Annotated in this window: 10 protein-coding genes; 4 read left to right on the forward strand and 6 right to left on the reverse strand. The window is 61.7% G+C overall.

Features of this window, described 5'->3' with window-relative positions; translation table 11 throughout:
* Window positions 1-33: 33 nt before the first annotated feature.
* The 3 genes from ACKFRT_RS01055 to ACKFRT_RS01065 are packed head-to-tail and all read right to left on the reverse strand — an operon-like array spanning window position 34 to window position 8,078.
* On the reverse strand, window positions 34-3,729 hold the full coding sequence (locus ACKFRT_RS01055) for a multifunctional oxoglutarate decarboxylase/oxoglutarate dehydrogenase thiamine pyrophosphate-binding subunit/dihydrolipoyllysine-residue succinyltransferase subunit (protein WP_408925440.1): 3,696 nt from the start codon (window positions 3,727-3,729) through the stop codon (window positions 34-36).
* A 53-nt stretch (window positions 3,730-3,782) separates the two neighbouring features.
* Window positions 3,783-7,259: an ABC transporter ATP-binding protein gene (locus ACKFRT_RS01060; RefSeq protein WP_408925441.1), complete on the reverse strand. Its 3,477-nt coding sequence runs from the start codon at window positions 7,257-7,259 to the stop codon at window positions 3,783-3,785.
* A 51-nt stretch (window positions 7,260-7,310) separates the two neighbouring features.
* Window positions 7,311-8,078: a hypothetical protein gene (locus ACKFRT_RS01065; protein ID WP_408925442.1), complete on the reverse strand. Its 768-nt coding sequence runs from the start codon at window positions 8,076-8,078 to the stop codon at window positions 7,311-7,313.
* 64 nt (window positions 8,079-8,142) lie between these two features.
* Here ACKFRT_RS01065 and ACKFRT_RS01070 point away from each other — a divergent pair, with 64 nt between their 5' ends.
* Both ACKFRT_RS01070 and ACKFRT_RS01075 read left to right on the forward strand, forming a co-directional pair.
* The gene (locus ACKFRT_RS01070) at window positions 8,143-9,657 is read left to right on the forward strand and encodes a carboxylesterase/lipase family protein (RefSeq protein WP_408925443.1); all 1,515 of its coding nucleotides are present in this window, start codon (window positions 8,143-8,145) and stop codon (window positions 9,655-9,657) included.
* Between the two features lie 165 nt (window positions 9,658-9,822).
* The gene (locus tag ACKFRT_RS01075) at window positions 9,823-10,674 is read left to right on the forward strand and encodes a hypothetical protein (RefSeq protein WP_408926113.1); all 852 of its coding nucleotides are present in this window, start codon (window positions 9,823-9,825) and stop codon (window positions 10,672-10,674) included.
* Window positions 10,675-10,691: 17 nt separating this feature from the next.
* Here the strand turns inward: ACKFRT_RS01075 and ACKFRT_RS01080 are convergent, their stop codons facing one another.
* A complete protein-coding gene (locus ACKFRT_RS01080) occupies window positions 10,692-11,210 on the reverse strand; it encodes a hypothetical protein (protein WP_408925444.1) in 519 nt (172 codons plus the stop codon).
* A gap of 261 nt (window positions 11,211-11,471) precedes the next feature.
* Here ACKFRT_RS01080 and ACKFRT_RS01085 point away from each other — a divergent pair, with 261 nt between their 5' ends.
* Together ACKFRT_RS01085 and ACKFRT_RS01090 are read left to right on the forward strand one after the other, a co-directional pair.
* Window positions 11,472-12,812 carry an NAD(P)/FAD-dependent oxidoreductase gene (locus ACKFRT_RS01085; protein WP_408925445.1) on the forward strand — a complete coding sequence of 447 codons (1,341 nt, stop codon included), beginning with the start codon at window positions 11,472-11,474 and terminating at the stop codon, window positions 12,810-12,812.
* 105 nt (window positions 12,813-12,917) lie between these two features.
* Entirely contained in the window at window positions 12,918-15,056 is a 2,139-nt protein-coding gene (locus ACKFRT_RS01090) for a DEAD/DEAH box helicase (RefSeq protein WP_408925446.1), read from the forward strand.
* Window positions 15,057-15,178: 122 nt separating this feature from the next.
* Here the strand turns inward: ACKFRT_RS01090 and ACKFRT_RS01095 are convergent, their stop codons facing one another.
* Window positions 15,179-15,664: a hypothetical protein gene (locus ACKFRT_RS01095; RefSeq protein ID WP_408925447.1), complete on the reverse strand. Its 486-nt coding sequence runs from the start codon at window positions 15,662-15,664 to the stop codon at window positions 15,179-15,181.
* Window positions 15,665-15,721: 57 nt separating this feature from the next.
* A complete protein-coding gene (locus ACKFRT_RS01100; protein WP_408925448.1) occupies window positions 15,722-16,180 on the reverse strand; it encodes an HNH endonuclease family protein in 459 nt (152 codons plus the stop codon).
* Between the last annotated feature and the right edge of the window lie 238 nt (window positions 16,181-16,418).

Genomic DNA, 16,418 nt, shown 5'->3' on the forward strand with positions numbered 1-16,418 from the left:
TCGGCGGGCTGCTTCAGCTAACGCAGGGGGGCTTTATTCGAAAGCTTCCTCTAGCAGCTGCTTCTGCTCCAACTGGTGCACCTTCGCAACACCGGTAGCGGTGGAAGACTGTGCGCGGCGGGATACGCGCTTCAGCTGGAGACCCGGGATGTGCTCTGGCAGTTGCAGCGCCAAGAACGGCCACGGGCCCTGGTTCGCCGGCTCGTCCTGTACCCAGCGCACCTCGGCGTTCGGGTAGTTGGACAGCGCTTCCTTGATGCGGTTGAACGGAATCGGGTGCAGCATCTCCACACGGACGATGGCGACGTCGTCGCGGCCGTCTGCCTGGCGCTTCTTCTCCAAATCCCAGTAGATCTTGCCCGAGCACATCAGAACGGTCTTGATGTTTTCGTTCTTACCGTTCTGGTTCGGGTCGTCTATGACGGACTGGAACTTCTTGACCTCGGTGAAGTCCTCCACAGAGGAGACTGCCATCTTGTTACGCAGCATCGACTTCGGGCTGAAGACGACCAGCGGGCGCTTCAGGGAGCCCAGTGCGTGGCGGCGCAGCAGGTGGAAGTAGTTGGCCGGGGTGGACGGCTGGGCGATAGTCCAGGAACCTTCTGCGGACATCTGCAGGAAACGCTCGATGCGTGCAGAGGAGTGGTCCGGGCCCTGGCCCTCGTAGCCGTGCGGCAGTAGCAGAACCAGGGAGGAAATCTGACCCCACTTGGCCTCGCCGGAGGAGACGTACTCGTCCAGGATGGTCTGGGCGCCGTTGGCGAAGTCGCCGAACTGGGCCTCCCAGGCAACCAGGGCGTCCGGGTTACCCACGGAGTAGCCGTATTCGAAGCCCATGCCCGCGTACTCGGTCAGTGCGGAGTTGTAGGCCTCGAAGCCACCGCCCTTACCGGACTCGCGTGCCAACTCCTCCAGCGGGCTGTAACGGTCGTGGTCGGCGTGGTCGAACAGGATGGCGTGGCGCTGGGTGAAGGTTCCGCGCAGGGTATCCTCACCGACCAGGCGCACCAACTTGCCACCGTTGACCAGAGAGCCGAAGGCCAGCAGCTCTGCAAAGCCCCAGTCGATCTTGCCGTTGCGGGACATCTCCTTGCGGCGCTTGATCACCGGCTTAACGCGCGGGTGTGGGGTGATGTGATCCGGTACGTCGGCAAACAGGTCGCCGATGCGCTCGATCAGCTCGTGATCCACGGAGGTATCCAGGCCGTGCGGCAGATCCTGGGAGCCGGTAATGCCGCTCTGTTCCTTCGGCTTGGTTCCCTTTTCTGCCTCGCGTACCTGCGTGAACACGGTCTCCAGCTGGTCGTGGAAGTCACGCTGTACGCGCTCGACATCTTCCTCGGTCAGATCGCCACGCCCCAGCAGGGTCTCGGTGTACTGGTCGCGGGAAGTCTTGGTCTCGCCGATCAGCTTGTACATCAGCGGCTGGGTCATCGACGGATCATCGGCCTCGTTGTGGCCGCGGCGGCGGTAGGTCACCAGGTCGATGAAGACGTCCTTGCCGAAGCGGTTGCGGTAGTCAACTGCCAGCTGGGCAACCCACACCACTGCCTCGGGGTCGTCACCGTTGACGTGGAAGACCGGGCAGTCGAAGCCCTTTGCCAGGTCAGTGGCGTAGTGGGTCGAACGGCCAGCGTCCGGGGTGGTGGTAAAGCCAATCTGGTTGTTTACCACGATGTGGACGGTACCGCCGACCTCGTAGGCCTCCAGGCGAGCCAGGTTGATGGTTTCCTGCACGATGCCCAGGCCGGCAAACGCAGCGTCGCCGTGCAGCAGCAGGGGCATGACGGTGTGCTTCTCGTGCAGCTGATCCTGCTTAGCGCGGGCGATGCCCTCCATGACCGGGTTCACGGCCTCCAAGTGGGAGGGGTTAGCAGCCAGGTAGACGTCGATCTCGTTGTCGCCGAACATCTGGTGGTAGTGGCCCTGCTGACCCAGGTGGTACTTCACGTCACCGGAACCACCGGCGGCGGCTGGGTCGATGTTGCCCTCGAACTCGGTGAAGATCTGTGCGTAGGGTTTGCCCACGATGTTCGCCAGAACGTTCAGGCGACCACGGTGCGGCATACCGATAACGACCTCGTCTAGGGCTGCGTCTGCAGCGCGGTCGATGGCGGCATCCATCAGCGGGATCAGAGTCTCGGCGCCCTCCAGAGAGAAGCGCTTCTGGCCGACGTACTTGGTCTGCAGGAAGTTCTCGAATGCCTCGGCGGAGTTCAGCTTCTGCAGGATGTACTTCTGCTGTGCCGGGGTGAACTCGGCCTGGCCAGCCTCGATGCGATCCTGCAGCCAGTTGCGCTCTTCGGCGTCTAGAATGTGGGTGTACTCAGAGCCCACCTTCAGGGTGTACGCCTTGCGCAGGGTGGAGAGCACTTCGCGCAGCGTCATGGTTTCGCGGCCGGCGAATCCACCGACGTGGAACGTGCGGTCGAAGTCCCACAGGGTTAGGCCGTGGGATTCGATGTTCAGGTCGGAGTGATCCGGAATCGGCAGACCCGGCTGGGTCCACTGCAGCGGGTTGATGTTGGCGATCAGGTGGCCGCGAGAGCGGTAAGCCTCGATCAGCTGCATCACGCGGGTGGACTTATCTACGCCAATGTTTGGCAGGTCCTGGCTCCAACGGGTCGGGGCATAGGGCACGCGCATTGCGTGGAAGATCTCGTCCCAGAACTCGTCGTTGATCAGCAGACGGCTCATGGTGCGCAGGAACTCGCCGGACTCTGCACCCTGAATGATGCGGTGGTCGTAGGTAGAGGTGATGGTCACCAGCTTGCCGATGCCCATCTCGCCCAGGCGATCCTCGGAGGCGCCTGCGAATTCAGCGGGGTAGTCCATGGAGCCCACGCCGATGATGGCACCCTGGCCCTTGGTTAGGCGCGGCACAGAGTGGCGGGTGCCGATGCCACCCGGGTTGGTCAGGGAGATGGTCACGCCGGTGAAGTCGTCCATCGTCAGCTTGCCTTCGCGGCCGCGGTGAACGACATCCTCGTACTTCTCGACGAACTCGCCGAAGGACATATTCTCGGCTTCCTTGATGGCGGCAACCACCAGGGAGCGCTGGCCGTTCTTGCCAACCATGTCGATAGCCAGACCCAGGTTAATGTGCTCTGGGGTAACGAGGGTCGGCTTGCCGTCGACCAGCTCGTAGGCGTTGTTCATGTCCGGGTGGGCCTTAACGGCCTGCACCAGTGCGTAGCCGATGATGTGGGTAAAGCTAATCTTGCCACCGCCGCGAGCACGCAGAGTGTCGTTAACCATCGCGCGGTTTTCGAACATCAGCTTCGCAGGCATGTCGCGCACGGACGTAGCCGTCGGGATCTCCAAGGAGATATCCATGTTCTTAACTACAGCCTTGGCAGCACCCTTAATCGTGGTCTTGCCCGGCTCCGGTGCGTCTACCGGTTGCTTCGGAGCAGGCGGAGCGGTGCGCTTCGGGGCGGGCTTAACGCTGCTGTTTTGATCCTTGGATGCAGAACCCTTGGGCTGCTTGCCGCCTGCCGTCGTGTCCCGGGTAGGGGTGACGGTGCCCTTGGTGGAGTTCTGGCCGCCCGTGGTCTTCTGTGCTCCGTCGCCCGCCGGTGCCTGGGCGTTGCCCGACGCGCTTGCCGGAGAGGAGTTATTTTCAAAGTAATCGCGCCATTCAGCGTCGACAGACTTTGGGTCTTCCTTGTACTGCTGGTACATCAAATCGACCAGCCATTCATTTTGACCGAAATTTGCGCTGCTCACAGCAGGTCCTCGCCTCTTTCCTTTATGACTTTAAGTCTCGTCGTTCCACCCTACTACAAACCCGCAGTTGGCCTTCGGGCGGCATTCCACAATTTGGCGTACGCGCCACCGTTTTGTAGTAGCTTATTATGCTCGCCTATTTCAACGATGCGGCCGTGGTCCATCACTACGATGGTGTCGGCTCGGGCAGCAGTGCGTAGCCGGTGTGCCACGATTAGCGCGGTGCGGTCGCGTGTAACCTGGTTGATAGCCTCTACTATCTGCACTTCCTCGTCGTCGCTGATGTTCGCCGTGGCCTCGTCCAGCAGCATGATTGCAGGGCGAATGTACTCTGCCCGTGCCAGCGCGATCATGTGTCGTTGTCCTGCGGATAGGCTGCTGGCTCCCGGAGTGATATGTGCCTCGAGCCCTCCCGGGATCGTCTGCAGGATCCTTTCCCCGCCGATGCGTTCTACCGCCGCCTGTACGTCGGGTAGGTGGGGGTGGCCAGTCTGGTCTGTGTTGACCGAACCATACTCTGCGCCATAAGCGATGTTCTCCGCCACCGTTCCCGTAAACAGCTGTGGCTCCTGCGGCACCGTGCCGATACAGCGCCGCCAGCAGCGCACATCAAACTCGCGGATGTCCACTCCGTTCGCGCGAACCGTCCCTTCCGTCGGATCCATAAACCGATTGACCAGTCGTAACAGCGTGGTCTTGCCCGCGCCCGTCGCCCCCACCACGGCCGTCGTGTCACGGAAGGTGTGGTCGATGTCCAGCGTGGGCTCGCCGCTGTTGCCGTCCTCGCTGTCATTTTTGTTGCTGTATTTATATATGACGCCCTCACACCGAATCGCCGGGCCTTTCCCAAAGGCCGGCTTTGTGGCGTTGGCTGGCGCGGTGATCGCTGGGCGCTCGCTGAGCAGTTCGCGGATTCGAGAGGCGCTGACGCTGGCCTGCTGAAACTGGTCGAAAACCTGGGATAGCTGTTGGATCGGACCGAAGAGCATTGTCAGGTACAGACTGAACGCCACCAGCGCGCCTTCGGTGGTCTGGCCGTCCGCGATCAGCGCCCCGCCCGTGCTGAGCACCGCGGCTTGCGCAAGTTGAGTGAGCAAGTTGATGCCCGGGAAATAAAGGCTGACCGCCAACTGGGAGTGGGTGCGCAGGCGGAGGTATTCGTGGGACTCGCCCTCTAGCCGGTGCTGCAGCGCGGAGCTGTAACCGAAGGCCTGGCCGGTGGGCAGTCCCATGAGGGCCTCCTGGAATGTCGCATTGACCTGGCTGATCTGGCTTCTGGCGCGGGTGTACAAGCGGCGCGAAATGATGCGGAAGACCACCGTTGCCACCACGATGACAGGCAGAAATAGTGCGACGATTCCAGCCAATGTGAGGTCGGTGGTGACTAGCATCGCGATGATGCCAATCGCCAAGGTGGCCGAGGCGATCGTCTGGGAAAGCCCCGATTGCAAGAAGTTGGACAGCGAGTCGATGTCGGTCGTGAGGCGAGTCATGATTCGTCCGCTGGACTGGCGGTGGAACCACAGCAAATCCATCCCCGTGAGGTGCCGAAAGAGCTTGTTACGCAGCGCAAAGATAAGCCGCTCGCCGGTTAGTGTGGTGAGTATTGTATTGGCGACCTGCGCACCCCACGACAGCAAGACCACCAGCAATGCGGCCGTGCAGGTGGCCCACAGTGCGCCCATGTCGTTGCCCGCAATTCCGCCGTCGATGGCGTGGCGGATGAAGGTCGGCAGCGCGATGTCGGCGGCGGACGAGAGCAGTAGCGTGACAACTACTGTCGCGATAAGCCCAGGCACCATGGAAAACAGGGTGCGCAGGCGGAAGGTGCCGTCGCGGTCGCCACTAGCATGCTTGAGATCCGCGATGCGGGGTTCTGTCGCCGGGTAGTCGGAGGTATCGGCGCCGTGCTCGTCGGCAGCAACGCTGTCAGCTTTTGGGGCGCGGTCGGGGCACGCTGCGGGCAGGGTAATGGTCTGATCTGGATCGCGGAAGCCGCCGTCTGCCCGGTGGCTGATATAGATCACCGTAGGGTCGGAGATCGCGCCGCGGAGGTTGGCCAGGATCTGCGCTTCCGTGGCCTGGTCGATGGCCGAGGTGGCGTCATCAAAAATGATTGTCTGGGGGCCTCGCAGCAGCACGCGCGCGATGGCGATGCGCTGACGCTGCCCACCGGACAGCGTGATGCCACGCTCGCCGACCACCGTATCGAGGCCACCGGCCTCGGTGATAAAGCGATCCGCGCAGGCCAGCCGGGCAGCCTCCCACACTTCCTCGTCTGATGCCGGATGGCCAAGCAGAATGTTTTCCCGGATCGTCCCGGAGTAGAGAAAAGCGTCGTCCATCACCAGCGCCGGACGGTCGGCCTCCTGCACATCCAGCAGGGGGATGGTGCCGGCTTCTGTGCCAACGACAACCCGAATGTCCGCCGCATCGTCGCTGTTCAAACCTGCTAGTGCATGGGCCAGGCGTGTCTTGCCAGAGGCCACGGGCCCTTCCACGAGCGTGGTGCTGGACGGGGAGATGTCCAGGTGGATCGGAGGCTGCCCCGGCGCTGCAGGAACACGTCCTTTAAACCCCAGCGGGCCGCGCGCAGGCGTGGTGCCGGTGGGGCGCGCAGGAGTGTCAATAATTTCGAAAATGCGATCCGCACACGGCTGGGTGACGTGCACATTAACCAGCATCCCCGCCGCCATGCGGGCAAGGCGGGCAAGCATGGTGATGAACGTGGAGACCGCCAGAAAATCGCCCACGCTAATCGCTCCGCGCATCGCCAGCCAGCCGCCGAGTGCAATTGCAGCCACCAGCGCCACGTTCGGTAGTGCGGACAGTGCGGGTTGGAAAACGGCGCTGAGCTTGCTGACACGCATGTGGATGACATACTGCCGAGCGGATTCCCGGCGGTAGCGGGCGACCTCGCGGGGTTCTTGGGCGAAGCTCTTCATCACCTGCACCCCGGAGATCGTGCGTTCGACCTGTTCCGCGATCACCGCCGCTTGCTGCTGCGAGGCTAGCGATGGGCCGTACAACCGCGTGCGCGAGACGTAGGCTACCGCGAAAAGCAGCGGGATCTGCACTGCCACGATTCCGGCGATGGGTGGGGAGATCCACAACACGACCGCGAAGATCAGCACCAGTTCCAACACGCTGGAGGCCATCAGCGGCAACATGGCGACTGTGCCCTGCACCTTCGTAAGATCCGTAATCGTGCGCGAAATCACCTGTCCCGTGCCGAAAGACCGCGCACCGTGCTCATCGACCGATTGGATTGCCCGGAACATGCGCGTGCGCAGACTGTGTTGGATGCGCACACTGAAAGTGCCGGCGAGGAAGCGGCGCAGCGATTGAGTGACAAAGCGCGCGCAGGCCACCGCCACCAGCAGGCCGATTGCGCGTGTATTGCCGTCTACGGATGCGCCAGCGAGCAACGGCAAAAGCAGCTCGATGGAGGGCAGGAGCACCGAAAAAACCACCACGGCGACGAACAGCCACCGGTGGTGCTGGGCGGATTCTCGGATGACTCTGAACACGCCGCTGATTTTAACGCGGGGGTTGGACAACCCCCATTGAAAGGGAGAGAGCTAAAACAGTTCGTCTGCCTCGCGGATGAAGACGTGCACGTTATCGATCATCTGTTCCGCGATCTTGCGGTTGGCCTTCGCGCCCAGATAGGCGCCGACGCCGAACGGTAGCACCTTCTTAAACATCGCACCGCCGAAGCGCTTGCGTACCTGGCGGAATGCGAAGCGACCCAGGACGTTATTGGCCTGCTTCAACTCAACCGAACTGGGGTTGCGCAGCTTGCGCGAGCCTCGCAGGCCGTTGGCGGCCTTAAGCGAACCGAACGTGCTGTCCTCGGCCAGCGCCTGTACAAGCTCCTTAGCCGTGGCTCCGGAGATCGCCAGGTATACCACAGCGCGCCGGGTTTCTTCCTTCGAGATGTCAATGTTGTTCAGCTCGGCAGACGCCAGGGCGTACAGCGCGCAGACCTCGATCAGCACCGCGGATTCGGCCGCAATGCCCGCCAGCGAGAGCAACGTGCCCACGCCGGGGACAGCTGCCACGCCGCCGGTGCCCGCGCCGGAGCCCGTGGCCAGGTTCTTAAAGTGTGTGTCTAAGACTTCCTGTCGGCGCTGGAGCGTGGCGTCACCATGTTTCTTTTCGATCTTGGCCACATAAGACCGGATGAGCGGCTCCTGAATCGAGACCGTGCGATCGATAGCACCGAAGAATCGACGGGCGACGGGGCCGGAGGGGTAGGGCGCACGCCGGGCCTGCTGGATGAGCTCGGAGGTGGCCGTGGCTTCGTCACGCTGGTGGTCGGACTTGCCGAAATTGAAAATTCCCATAGCTACATAGGGTAGGCGAAAAATTCTCTGACGGTCGGCTCAAGATAGGCAATAGGATGGTGGGATGATGAATCAGGACGGCGTGCGGGTAGAGACCTCCGGCGGGATCGTCCGCGGCGTGCGAATCGACGGGGTGCGCACGTGGCGCGGCATCCCGTTCGGTTCCGCAGAGCGTTGGCAAGCTCCGCGACCGGTGCGTTGGCAGGGCATTTGGTTGGCGGACGAGTATGGCAACGTCGCACCTCAGACGGACTACAATTGGAAAGACGAGGTTATTGGCGATGAGGACTGCCTGAATCTGGACATCGTCCGGCCGGATACGAACGCCACGCTGCCGGTCGTTGTGTTCCTGCACGGCGGTGGTTTCTTTGCCGGTGCTTCCCATACTGCCGTGCTGCGCGGACATAACTTCGCCAAAGAATTGGATGTCGTGTACGTCGCGCTGAACTTCCGGCTCGGTGCGCTGGGGTACGTGGACATGAGCTCCTTGGAGGTCCCCGACGCTTTTGGCTGCGAGGCCAACCCCGCGACCCGCGACCAGATTATGGCGCTGAACTGGGTGCAGGAGAACATCGAGCGCTTCGGCGGTGATCCGGACAATGTGGTGCTGATGGGCGAATCTGCAGGCGGAACTTCGGCCGCGGCGCTGATGGCCATCCCGGAGGCGCAAGGCCTGTTCCACCGCGTGATTCTGCAGTCGGCACCCGTGATGACGGTGCACACCAACGCGCAATCGAACCTGTGGGCTCGCAAGCTCGCGCAGTACTCCGGTCTGGTACCACGCACGACCACCATTGCGGAGCTGCGTGCGTTGCCCTTTGACGACGTGGTGCGCGCAGGCAAACAGATGTTGTGGAAAGGCGGCGGGCTGCGGGAAGGCAACGCGGCTTTCGGCATCGCTATCGATGGCGAGCTGCTGTCGGATCACCCGCTGGACATCTTCGAGCGCGCCGAGCACCAGCAGATCCCTCTGTTGATAGGAACGAACAACGACGAGCTTTCGGCAGCGCAGGTACTTTTCTTTTCCAAATCGGCGCGTCTGAAGGCCGCTCGGACGATGCTGCGCGCGCACGATCCGGCCTTAGCCGACCAGATTGAGGCTGCCTATGGCGACATCGGGCGTCGTGGTGTGTTCTCGCAGATGCTTACAGACGCAGTGTTTTGGGCGCAGTCTGTGCGCCTTGCCGAACTGCACCAGGCCGCTGGTGCGCCCGTGTGGATGTATCGCTTCGACTATGCCCCCGCGATGTTGCGGCGACTCGGGGTAGGTGCGATGCACTCGATGGAGCTGTCGGCTCTTTTTGGTGACGCCAAGTCTTCGAAAGCCAGCTTCGTTCTGGGGGATGAGATGGCGGTGGTGTCCGAACACATGCAGCGAGCCTGGAAGAGTTTCATCTGGGATGCGAATCCGGGTTGGGATCAGTACTCGGTGGGGCGCCGCGCAACACAGGTGTTTGAGCGGGAAATGCGGATGGAGGAGGACCCTCGTGCGCAGTTCCGCAAGGTATGGGAAAAGTTCGACATGCGGGGGTGGGACGGCGACGAAAGCTCTGTGGCCATGCCCCGGCCGGGGCGTTAGCGCGGGCACTAGGGTCGTCGCTGGTGCCTGACTGGATTTCCCGGGGACACGGTGCCGAAGATCGGGTTACTATGGTGCCCAAGTCACGGAATGCACGTTCACTCTGGGCTGAAAACACCTCATCAAACACTGGGAAATACTAGGAAACGCTAGGAGACGTTGGCTGTGGGTTTCTACGAGGACATTGCTCAGGCACTGGATACTGAGGGCATTGAGTCGCGAGTAAACGACGATATGTTGTTCGTACCGATCGCTCCGGAGCTGGAAATTCACTTCCAGCAGATCGAACAGACTGGCACCACAGCAGGGATCAACTCGGCGAATGTATTTTTGGCTAAGGGGGAGCTAGACGAGGTCGCGGGCATTGAGGAGTTCGAGGACAGCCTGGTTGGCGTGGTGTTTTCTGTGGAGGCGGCCGTCTCTGTGGTAGCTCAGTACATTGCAACTGACCAGTGCATTACCGTGCTACACGATTTGCTGGAAGGCACCGATGACCGCATCTCCGACCTGGAGTTCGAGCAGGACTTGATCGAACCGATGATGGTGCGAGCCGAGGTGGGTAACGGCTCCCTGATCACAGTATTGCTGGGATCCGGCGCCGACGAGCCCGAGGCGACTGTCACATTCGTGACCTTCGGTGAGGACTACGACGAACTGGTGGCCCAGGCCGAGGCCGAGCTGGACAGCGACGAGAGCCTCAGTGATTTTGAGCGTGAAGTGATGTACCAGAACGTGCTGGAGGACGCTGCCGAGATGACCCAGGAAGTCCTGGAACTGGGTACGTTCAAGGATTTTGATCAGCTCTTCGACGCCCTGGCAGTCGCACAGGTGCAGGCCACGGAGTGGGAGGAAATGCTGGTTCCGCTGGAGGACGAGTACGAGTACTACGACGAGTTTGGCGAAGAGGACTTCGACGAAGACTTCGACGGCGACGAGGACGGCGACGAGGAAGACTTCGACGACGACTACTTTGACGACGGCGACGAAGACGAAGATGATGCAGAGGACGAAGACTAACCCGTCCCGCTAGGGGGTCAGGCGGCTCGCGGGGCCGGGGCCTCGCCCGCCTGCAGATCCTCCTGCGTCATCAGGGCGTGCCACGTTAGGCCTATCTGTGGCTGCTGACTGCGATCTCTAAACTCCCGTGGATCCTCCCGCACCGTCCATGCCTGGCCGAGGATCAGCTCTAATAGTCGGGTGGATTCGTGGTGCATCCACCGCGGGCCCTCGACGGATACCGTGACCAGGAATAATTCCTGCCCCGCTGGCGCTGTGCGCTGACTAAGCCGGTGCCACATCACAGGCGATACGCGTCGCCGTGAGACGTAAACCAGGGCAACCGAATCGCCTGCGCCCACAGCAAAGCGGGGGGCACGCCAGCCGGGGGTGATCCGGATGAGGCTGCGCGGGTGCCGCAGCATGGCGCGTGCTTCCGCAGTCGCACGTTGGGGGTCGCCCAAGCCGAAGCGCCGAATGGCAGGTGCGCTGGCGTTCATGCGCTGGGGAGTAGCGCGCCGAGGGGTGGGTCTCCGAGTGGTGATGCGGGATTTCATGGTGGCTCACTTCCTTTTGCTAGGGATCGGCTGTGCGGGCTCTCCACTGGGGAGACGTGCCAGCAGTGGTTTGCGTTCAGGGATGAACACTAAGGCAGGGGGTGGACAGGGTGGCGTCGCTAAGAAAAAATAATAGAACACACAATCGAATTAGGGAAGGGGTTTCGGGCGACCGGCTACCACACCTCGTGCGATAGCATGGGCAGGGAAGAGCGCGGGCAGAAGCGCCGAACTAACGGCAATAGGTTTGGGAGCAGCGACATGGCGGAGGCGACACACAGCGCGACGAATGGTGCGGCGGACAGCGTGGCCATCGTGGGCGGTGGGCTGGCTGGCCTAGCTGCAGTACGTACCCTGCACAAACACGGCGTGAGCTGCACTGTCTTCGAGGCCGGCGACCAACTCGGTGGCCGCGTGCGCAGCGAGAAGATCGATGGTGTGACTGTCGACTACGGTTTGCAGACCTTCAACTCGTGGTATCCGGCCGTCAAGGAGATCCTGGAGCCGGGAGAGTATTCTGCCCTGGGGATTCGCCCGTTCCAGCCTGCGATTCAGACGCTGACGGACGACGGGCTAGCGCTGATTAGCGATCCCATTCGTGCCCCGCGCCTACTGCCCAGCCTCATGCGTTCCAAGGTTCGCAGCGCGCTGTCCTTCCGGGACCTCATGGCGTTGCGCCGCTGGTTGCGATCCGAACTTTCGCACCGCTCTAGCTTGGAGCTGCGCAGCATTAAGCAGAAGTACATCGACGAAGACGTCAAGACCTGCGAATCCCTCGACCAAAGAGGCGTGCACCGGCGCACCCGCTGCGTGGCGATCGACCCGCTGCTGAGCGCGTTTCTTTTCGACACAGAAGGGGAATCTTCCGCGATTTTTGCCAAATGGATGGTCGGAACAATGATGCGCGGGAACTTGGCGGTGTTGAACAACGGTATGGGGGATCTGGCGGCGATGCTGGCGCGCGTGCCGGGTGCACATTTCCGGCTGAACTCGTCGGTGACGGGCATCGAGGAAGATGGCGACGGGGTACGCGTGACTGTCGAAGGGGCAGGGGCAGAACACTTCTCGCATGCCATCGTGGCCGTGGATCCGAAGCGCGAAACCGAACTGTTGGGATCGCCGGAAGTGCCTACAACAAGCGTTTCTTCCTGGTGGTTCGTCTCTGATGAGCCAGTGATGTCAGAGGGGTTGATTACCGTCGACGGTACAGGGCGCACGCCCGTCACCTCAGCCACGGAGGTGACCGCCGTGGCGCCCAACTACGCACCGGGTAAGCACGTGGTGGCTGCCAACCATGTGCATCCACGTGGTGCGAACCCCGCAGATGGGCCGTCGGTGGCCGAGGTACAACGCGGTCTGGGCTCGCTGTTCGGTGTGGACTCTTCCGGTTGGGAGCTGGTTACGGAGCAGAAGTTTATTGACGCCATCCCACTGATCCTCCCGCAAAGCCTGCAACGCATAGGTAAGGAGCTCGGAAAGCGAGAACTCCAAGGCAGCCGCATAGCCTTGGCGGGCGCTCAGCATGCCACACCGAGTATCGACGGTGTGCTGCGCAGTGGGCAAAGGGCAGCGAACTACGTGGCCTCCCTACTGGATCAGTAAGCATCGTTAAATCCGGACCTAGCGCGGGTCTGCAGCTGACCTGCAGTGGGCGGATCCGCCACAGAATCGCTTTATTGCTCTATGCAGCGTAGGCTTGGGGCTACGATGAGTGATACTGAAAACGTCACCGGCGACGTTAACCAGCCGGTCAATGACGAGTCGGTATCTCAGAATGAACTGCAGGGTGGCATCACGGAGAATTCTTCGCAAGATTCTGCCGTGGAAAAGCAAGAGCCACAAGATGTGACTAATGAGGCAGTGGAGTCTGAGAACGCCGAAGCGAAAGTTCCAGAAAACAACAACACGCATAGCCAAGAGCAAAGCGGAAAACAGAACGAAGAGCAGCAGCCCTCTTTCGACGGGCTGGGATTGCCCGATAACGTACTAGCTGCAGTTAAGAAGGTCGGCTTCGAAGTACCTTCCCCAATCCAGGCAGAAACCATTCCGGTGCTGATGGAAGGCCACGATGTTGTTGGCCTCGCACAGACCGGTACTGGTAAAACGGCGGCATTTGCGCTCCCCATTCTGTCGCGTATTGACGTGTCGAAGCGCCACCCTCAGGCCCTCGTATTGGCTCCGACGCGCGAGCTTGCGCTGCAGGTTGCCGAGAGCTTCCAATCTTTCTCCGAGCACCTGGGTGGCATTCACGTGCTGCCGATTTATGGTGGCCAGGCTTACGGCGTGCAGCTGTCCGGCCTGCGCCGCGGAGCACACATTGTTGTCGGCACGCCCGGTCGTGTGATTGACCACCTGGAAAAGGGCAGCCTGGACATCTCTGAGTTGCGCTTCATGGTGCTCGACGAGGCCGACGAGATGCTGAATATGGGCTTCCAGGAGGATGTCGAGCGCATCCTGGAAGACACGCCCAGCGAAAAGCAGGTTGCCCTGTTTTCCGCGACGATGCCGTCCGGCATTCGCCGTTTGTCGAAGCAGTACCTGAACAATCCGCAGGAAATCACAGTCAAGTCCACCCAGCGGACCAGCGAAAACATCGAGCAGGACTACCTGCTGGTCAGCCACCGCGACAAGCTGGACGCACTGACCCGCATCCTCGAGGTCACCGAGTTCGAGGCCATGATCATGTTCGTGCGCACGAAGAATGAGACCGAGGAGCTGGCCGAGCGCCTGCGTGCCCGAGGCTTCAATGCGGCCGCCATCAATGGTGACATTCCGCAGAACCTGCGCGAACGCACCGTTGATCAGTTGAAGGACGGCCGTCTGGACATTCTGGTGGCCACCGATGTGGCTGCCCGTGGCCTGGATGTCGATCGCATCACGCACGTCTTCAACTACGACATCCCGCACGATACCGAGTCTTACGTGCACCGCATTGGCCGCACGGGCCGTGCAGGTCGCAAGGGGCGCGCTATTTTGTTTGTGACGCCCCGTGAGCGCCGACTGCTGAAGGCCATCGAAAGGGCCACCAAGTCTCGCCTGAATGAGATTGAGCTGCCGACGGTGGACGCTGTTAACGAGGCTCGCAAGGAGAAGTTCCGCGATAGCCTGACGGAATCTCTGGCCGACCCGCAGATTGGAATCTTCCGCGACCTGGTAAGCGAGTACGCGGAGTCTAATGAGGTGGAGCTGGCGGACATCGCAGCCGCGCTGGCTGCGCAGCTGCAGGCGGGCGAGGACTTCCTGATGAAGGAGAAGCCGAAGGAGGAACGTCCGCGCCGTCGTGATCGCTACGGCGACGATAACCGCAATGGCGGCGGAGCATATAAGCCTTTCGACGAGCGCTTCAATAAGGAAGCTCCGCGCATCACGGATCGCAGCGGCAAGGAGCTGGCCGTCTACCGCCTGTCGGTTGGCCACCGCCAACGCGTGCGACCGGGTGCCATTGTCGGCGCTTTGGCGAACGAGGGTGGCATGAACTCCCGCGACTTCGGTCGTATCAGCATCTTCGCTGAGCACTCCCTGGTGGAGCTTCCGGCGGATTTGCCGATGGAGGTCTTTCACGCTCTGGACCAGACCCGCGTGTCTGGCCAGCTGATCAACATCGAACCAGATCCGGGTGCGCCGGCTGGCCGCCCCGGCAGCCACAAGCGCCAGCACCGCAATGATCGGGGAGATCGTGGCGGGCGTGGTGATCGTGGCGGGCGCAACCGCTTCGACGACCGCGATGATCGTGGTGGTCGTGGCGGACGCGGCGGTCACGGTGGCCGTGGCGGGCGCAACCGCCGAGATGATCGTGGCGGTCGCGGTTTCAAGTCAGACCGCGGGCACCGTGGAGGTCGCCGCTAGCGGCAACGCCTACGCTGGGCCACGTCGCGTACTACGACTACGCAAATAAGAACGCACCCCGGGTGGGGTGCGTTTTTGTGTACCCGCGAGTTTATCCGCGGGTTTTAATTAAAGCTTCGATCCTAGACGAACATCAGAATCGCAGTGACCAGCCACAGTAGGTTGAAAATGCCTGCGAACATTGCAGCCTGACCTGGGATCTTGGAGGTGTCGGCCTTGGCAGCCTTGGCAGCCTCGGACTCGGAAGCCGGAGCGTCGCCAGCCTCCACAGCATTCAGGGCAACCAGGCCCTTGCGCTGACGGGGGATAACCAGGGCGATCAGTACACCCCAGGCGATGATGGCCAGCAGCAGAGCGAAGTGCAGTGCGGTGTTCTTCATTGCACCGTCAACGACGAAGAATGCGATGAGACCCAGTACCGGAACCAGCAGGGAGATAAAGCCGTAAGAGCGGGTGATGCGGTGCACCAGGCGCAGGGCGCCGATGGCCGCCGGGTCGCCAGACTGAGCCTTGCGGAACTGGGGAGCGTACATGGAAGAAGCAATAGCTACGGGGCCGATAAGCAGGATGGCCGCCAGGACGTGAAGTGCAACAATGAAGGTAGACATGGCCTCTACTCTGACAGATCAGCAGGCCGGTTGTCACTTCGGCAGCCCGCGGCGCCTTCAGACGTTGCAGGCCTCCCGCGCCACCCGAACGTCTGCAGCTGTCAGGGCTAAACCATAATCACCCACTACCCGCACGAACCTCGCGCAATAACCACACTGATCCACGGGCGGCAGCCACTGGCTCAGCGTAGCATCGGACTTCTCCCGGTTTACCGCCGAGGACGTGACCACCAGATTCCGCAGAGTGTCATTCGCAAACTTCCGGCGCTGAGCCTCCGGCCACGCATACGCCCCCAGATCCCACGCGGCCGCCAAAGGGACGATGTGATCGATGTCCACACCGTGGCGGTCCATGGGGCGATGTGTGTAGGGGTCTAGGTTTTGGGGTTCGGAGCCCCTGCGTGTCGCCCCACCGCCACCTCTGCCGTCGCTTGCGCACCCGCCGGTCGCACCTCCGAATGTCTGCACCAGTAGCAGGTTCCGGGTATCGCAGATGCCGAGTTCTGTGATTTGCATTCCCCACCCGTTACCGAAGCGGGCGCGCGAATAGCCCAAAACGCGGGGTCGGGCGGGAATCTGGCGGATGTGCTGCAGGTAGTCCCGAACGGCTTTCTGGTCCTGTGGGTGGTGATAATGCGGCGTCGTCACCCAAGAAACAACACAGGCCACAGCAGCCAGCAACAGGCAGTAGATAGGGAAGGGGGCTAGGCGAGAGGGCAAGAAAAAGCGCCGCATGCAGTATTAGACTGCAGCG

Source organism: Corynebacterium jamesii, from assembly GCF_046097395.1.
In the GTDB taxonomy this organism is placed as follows: domain Bacteria; phylum Actinomycetota; class Actinomycetes; order Mycobacteriales; family Mycobacteriaceae; genus Corynebacterium.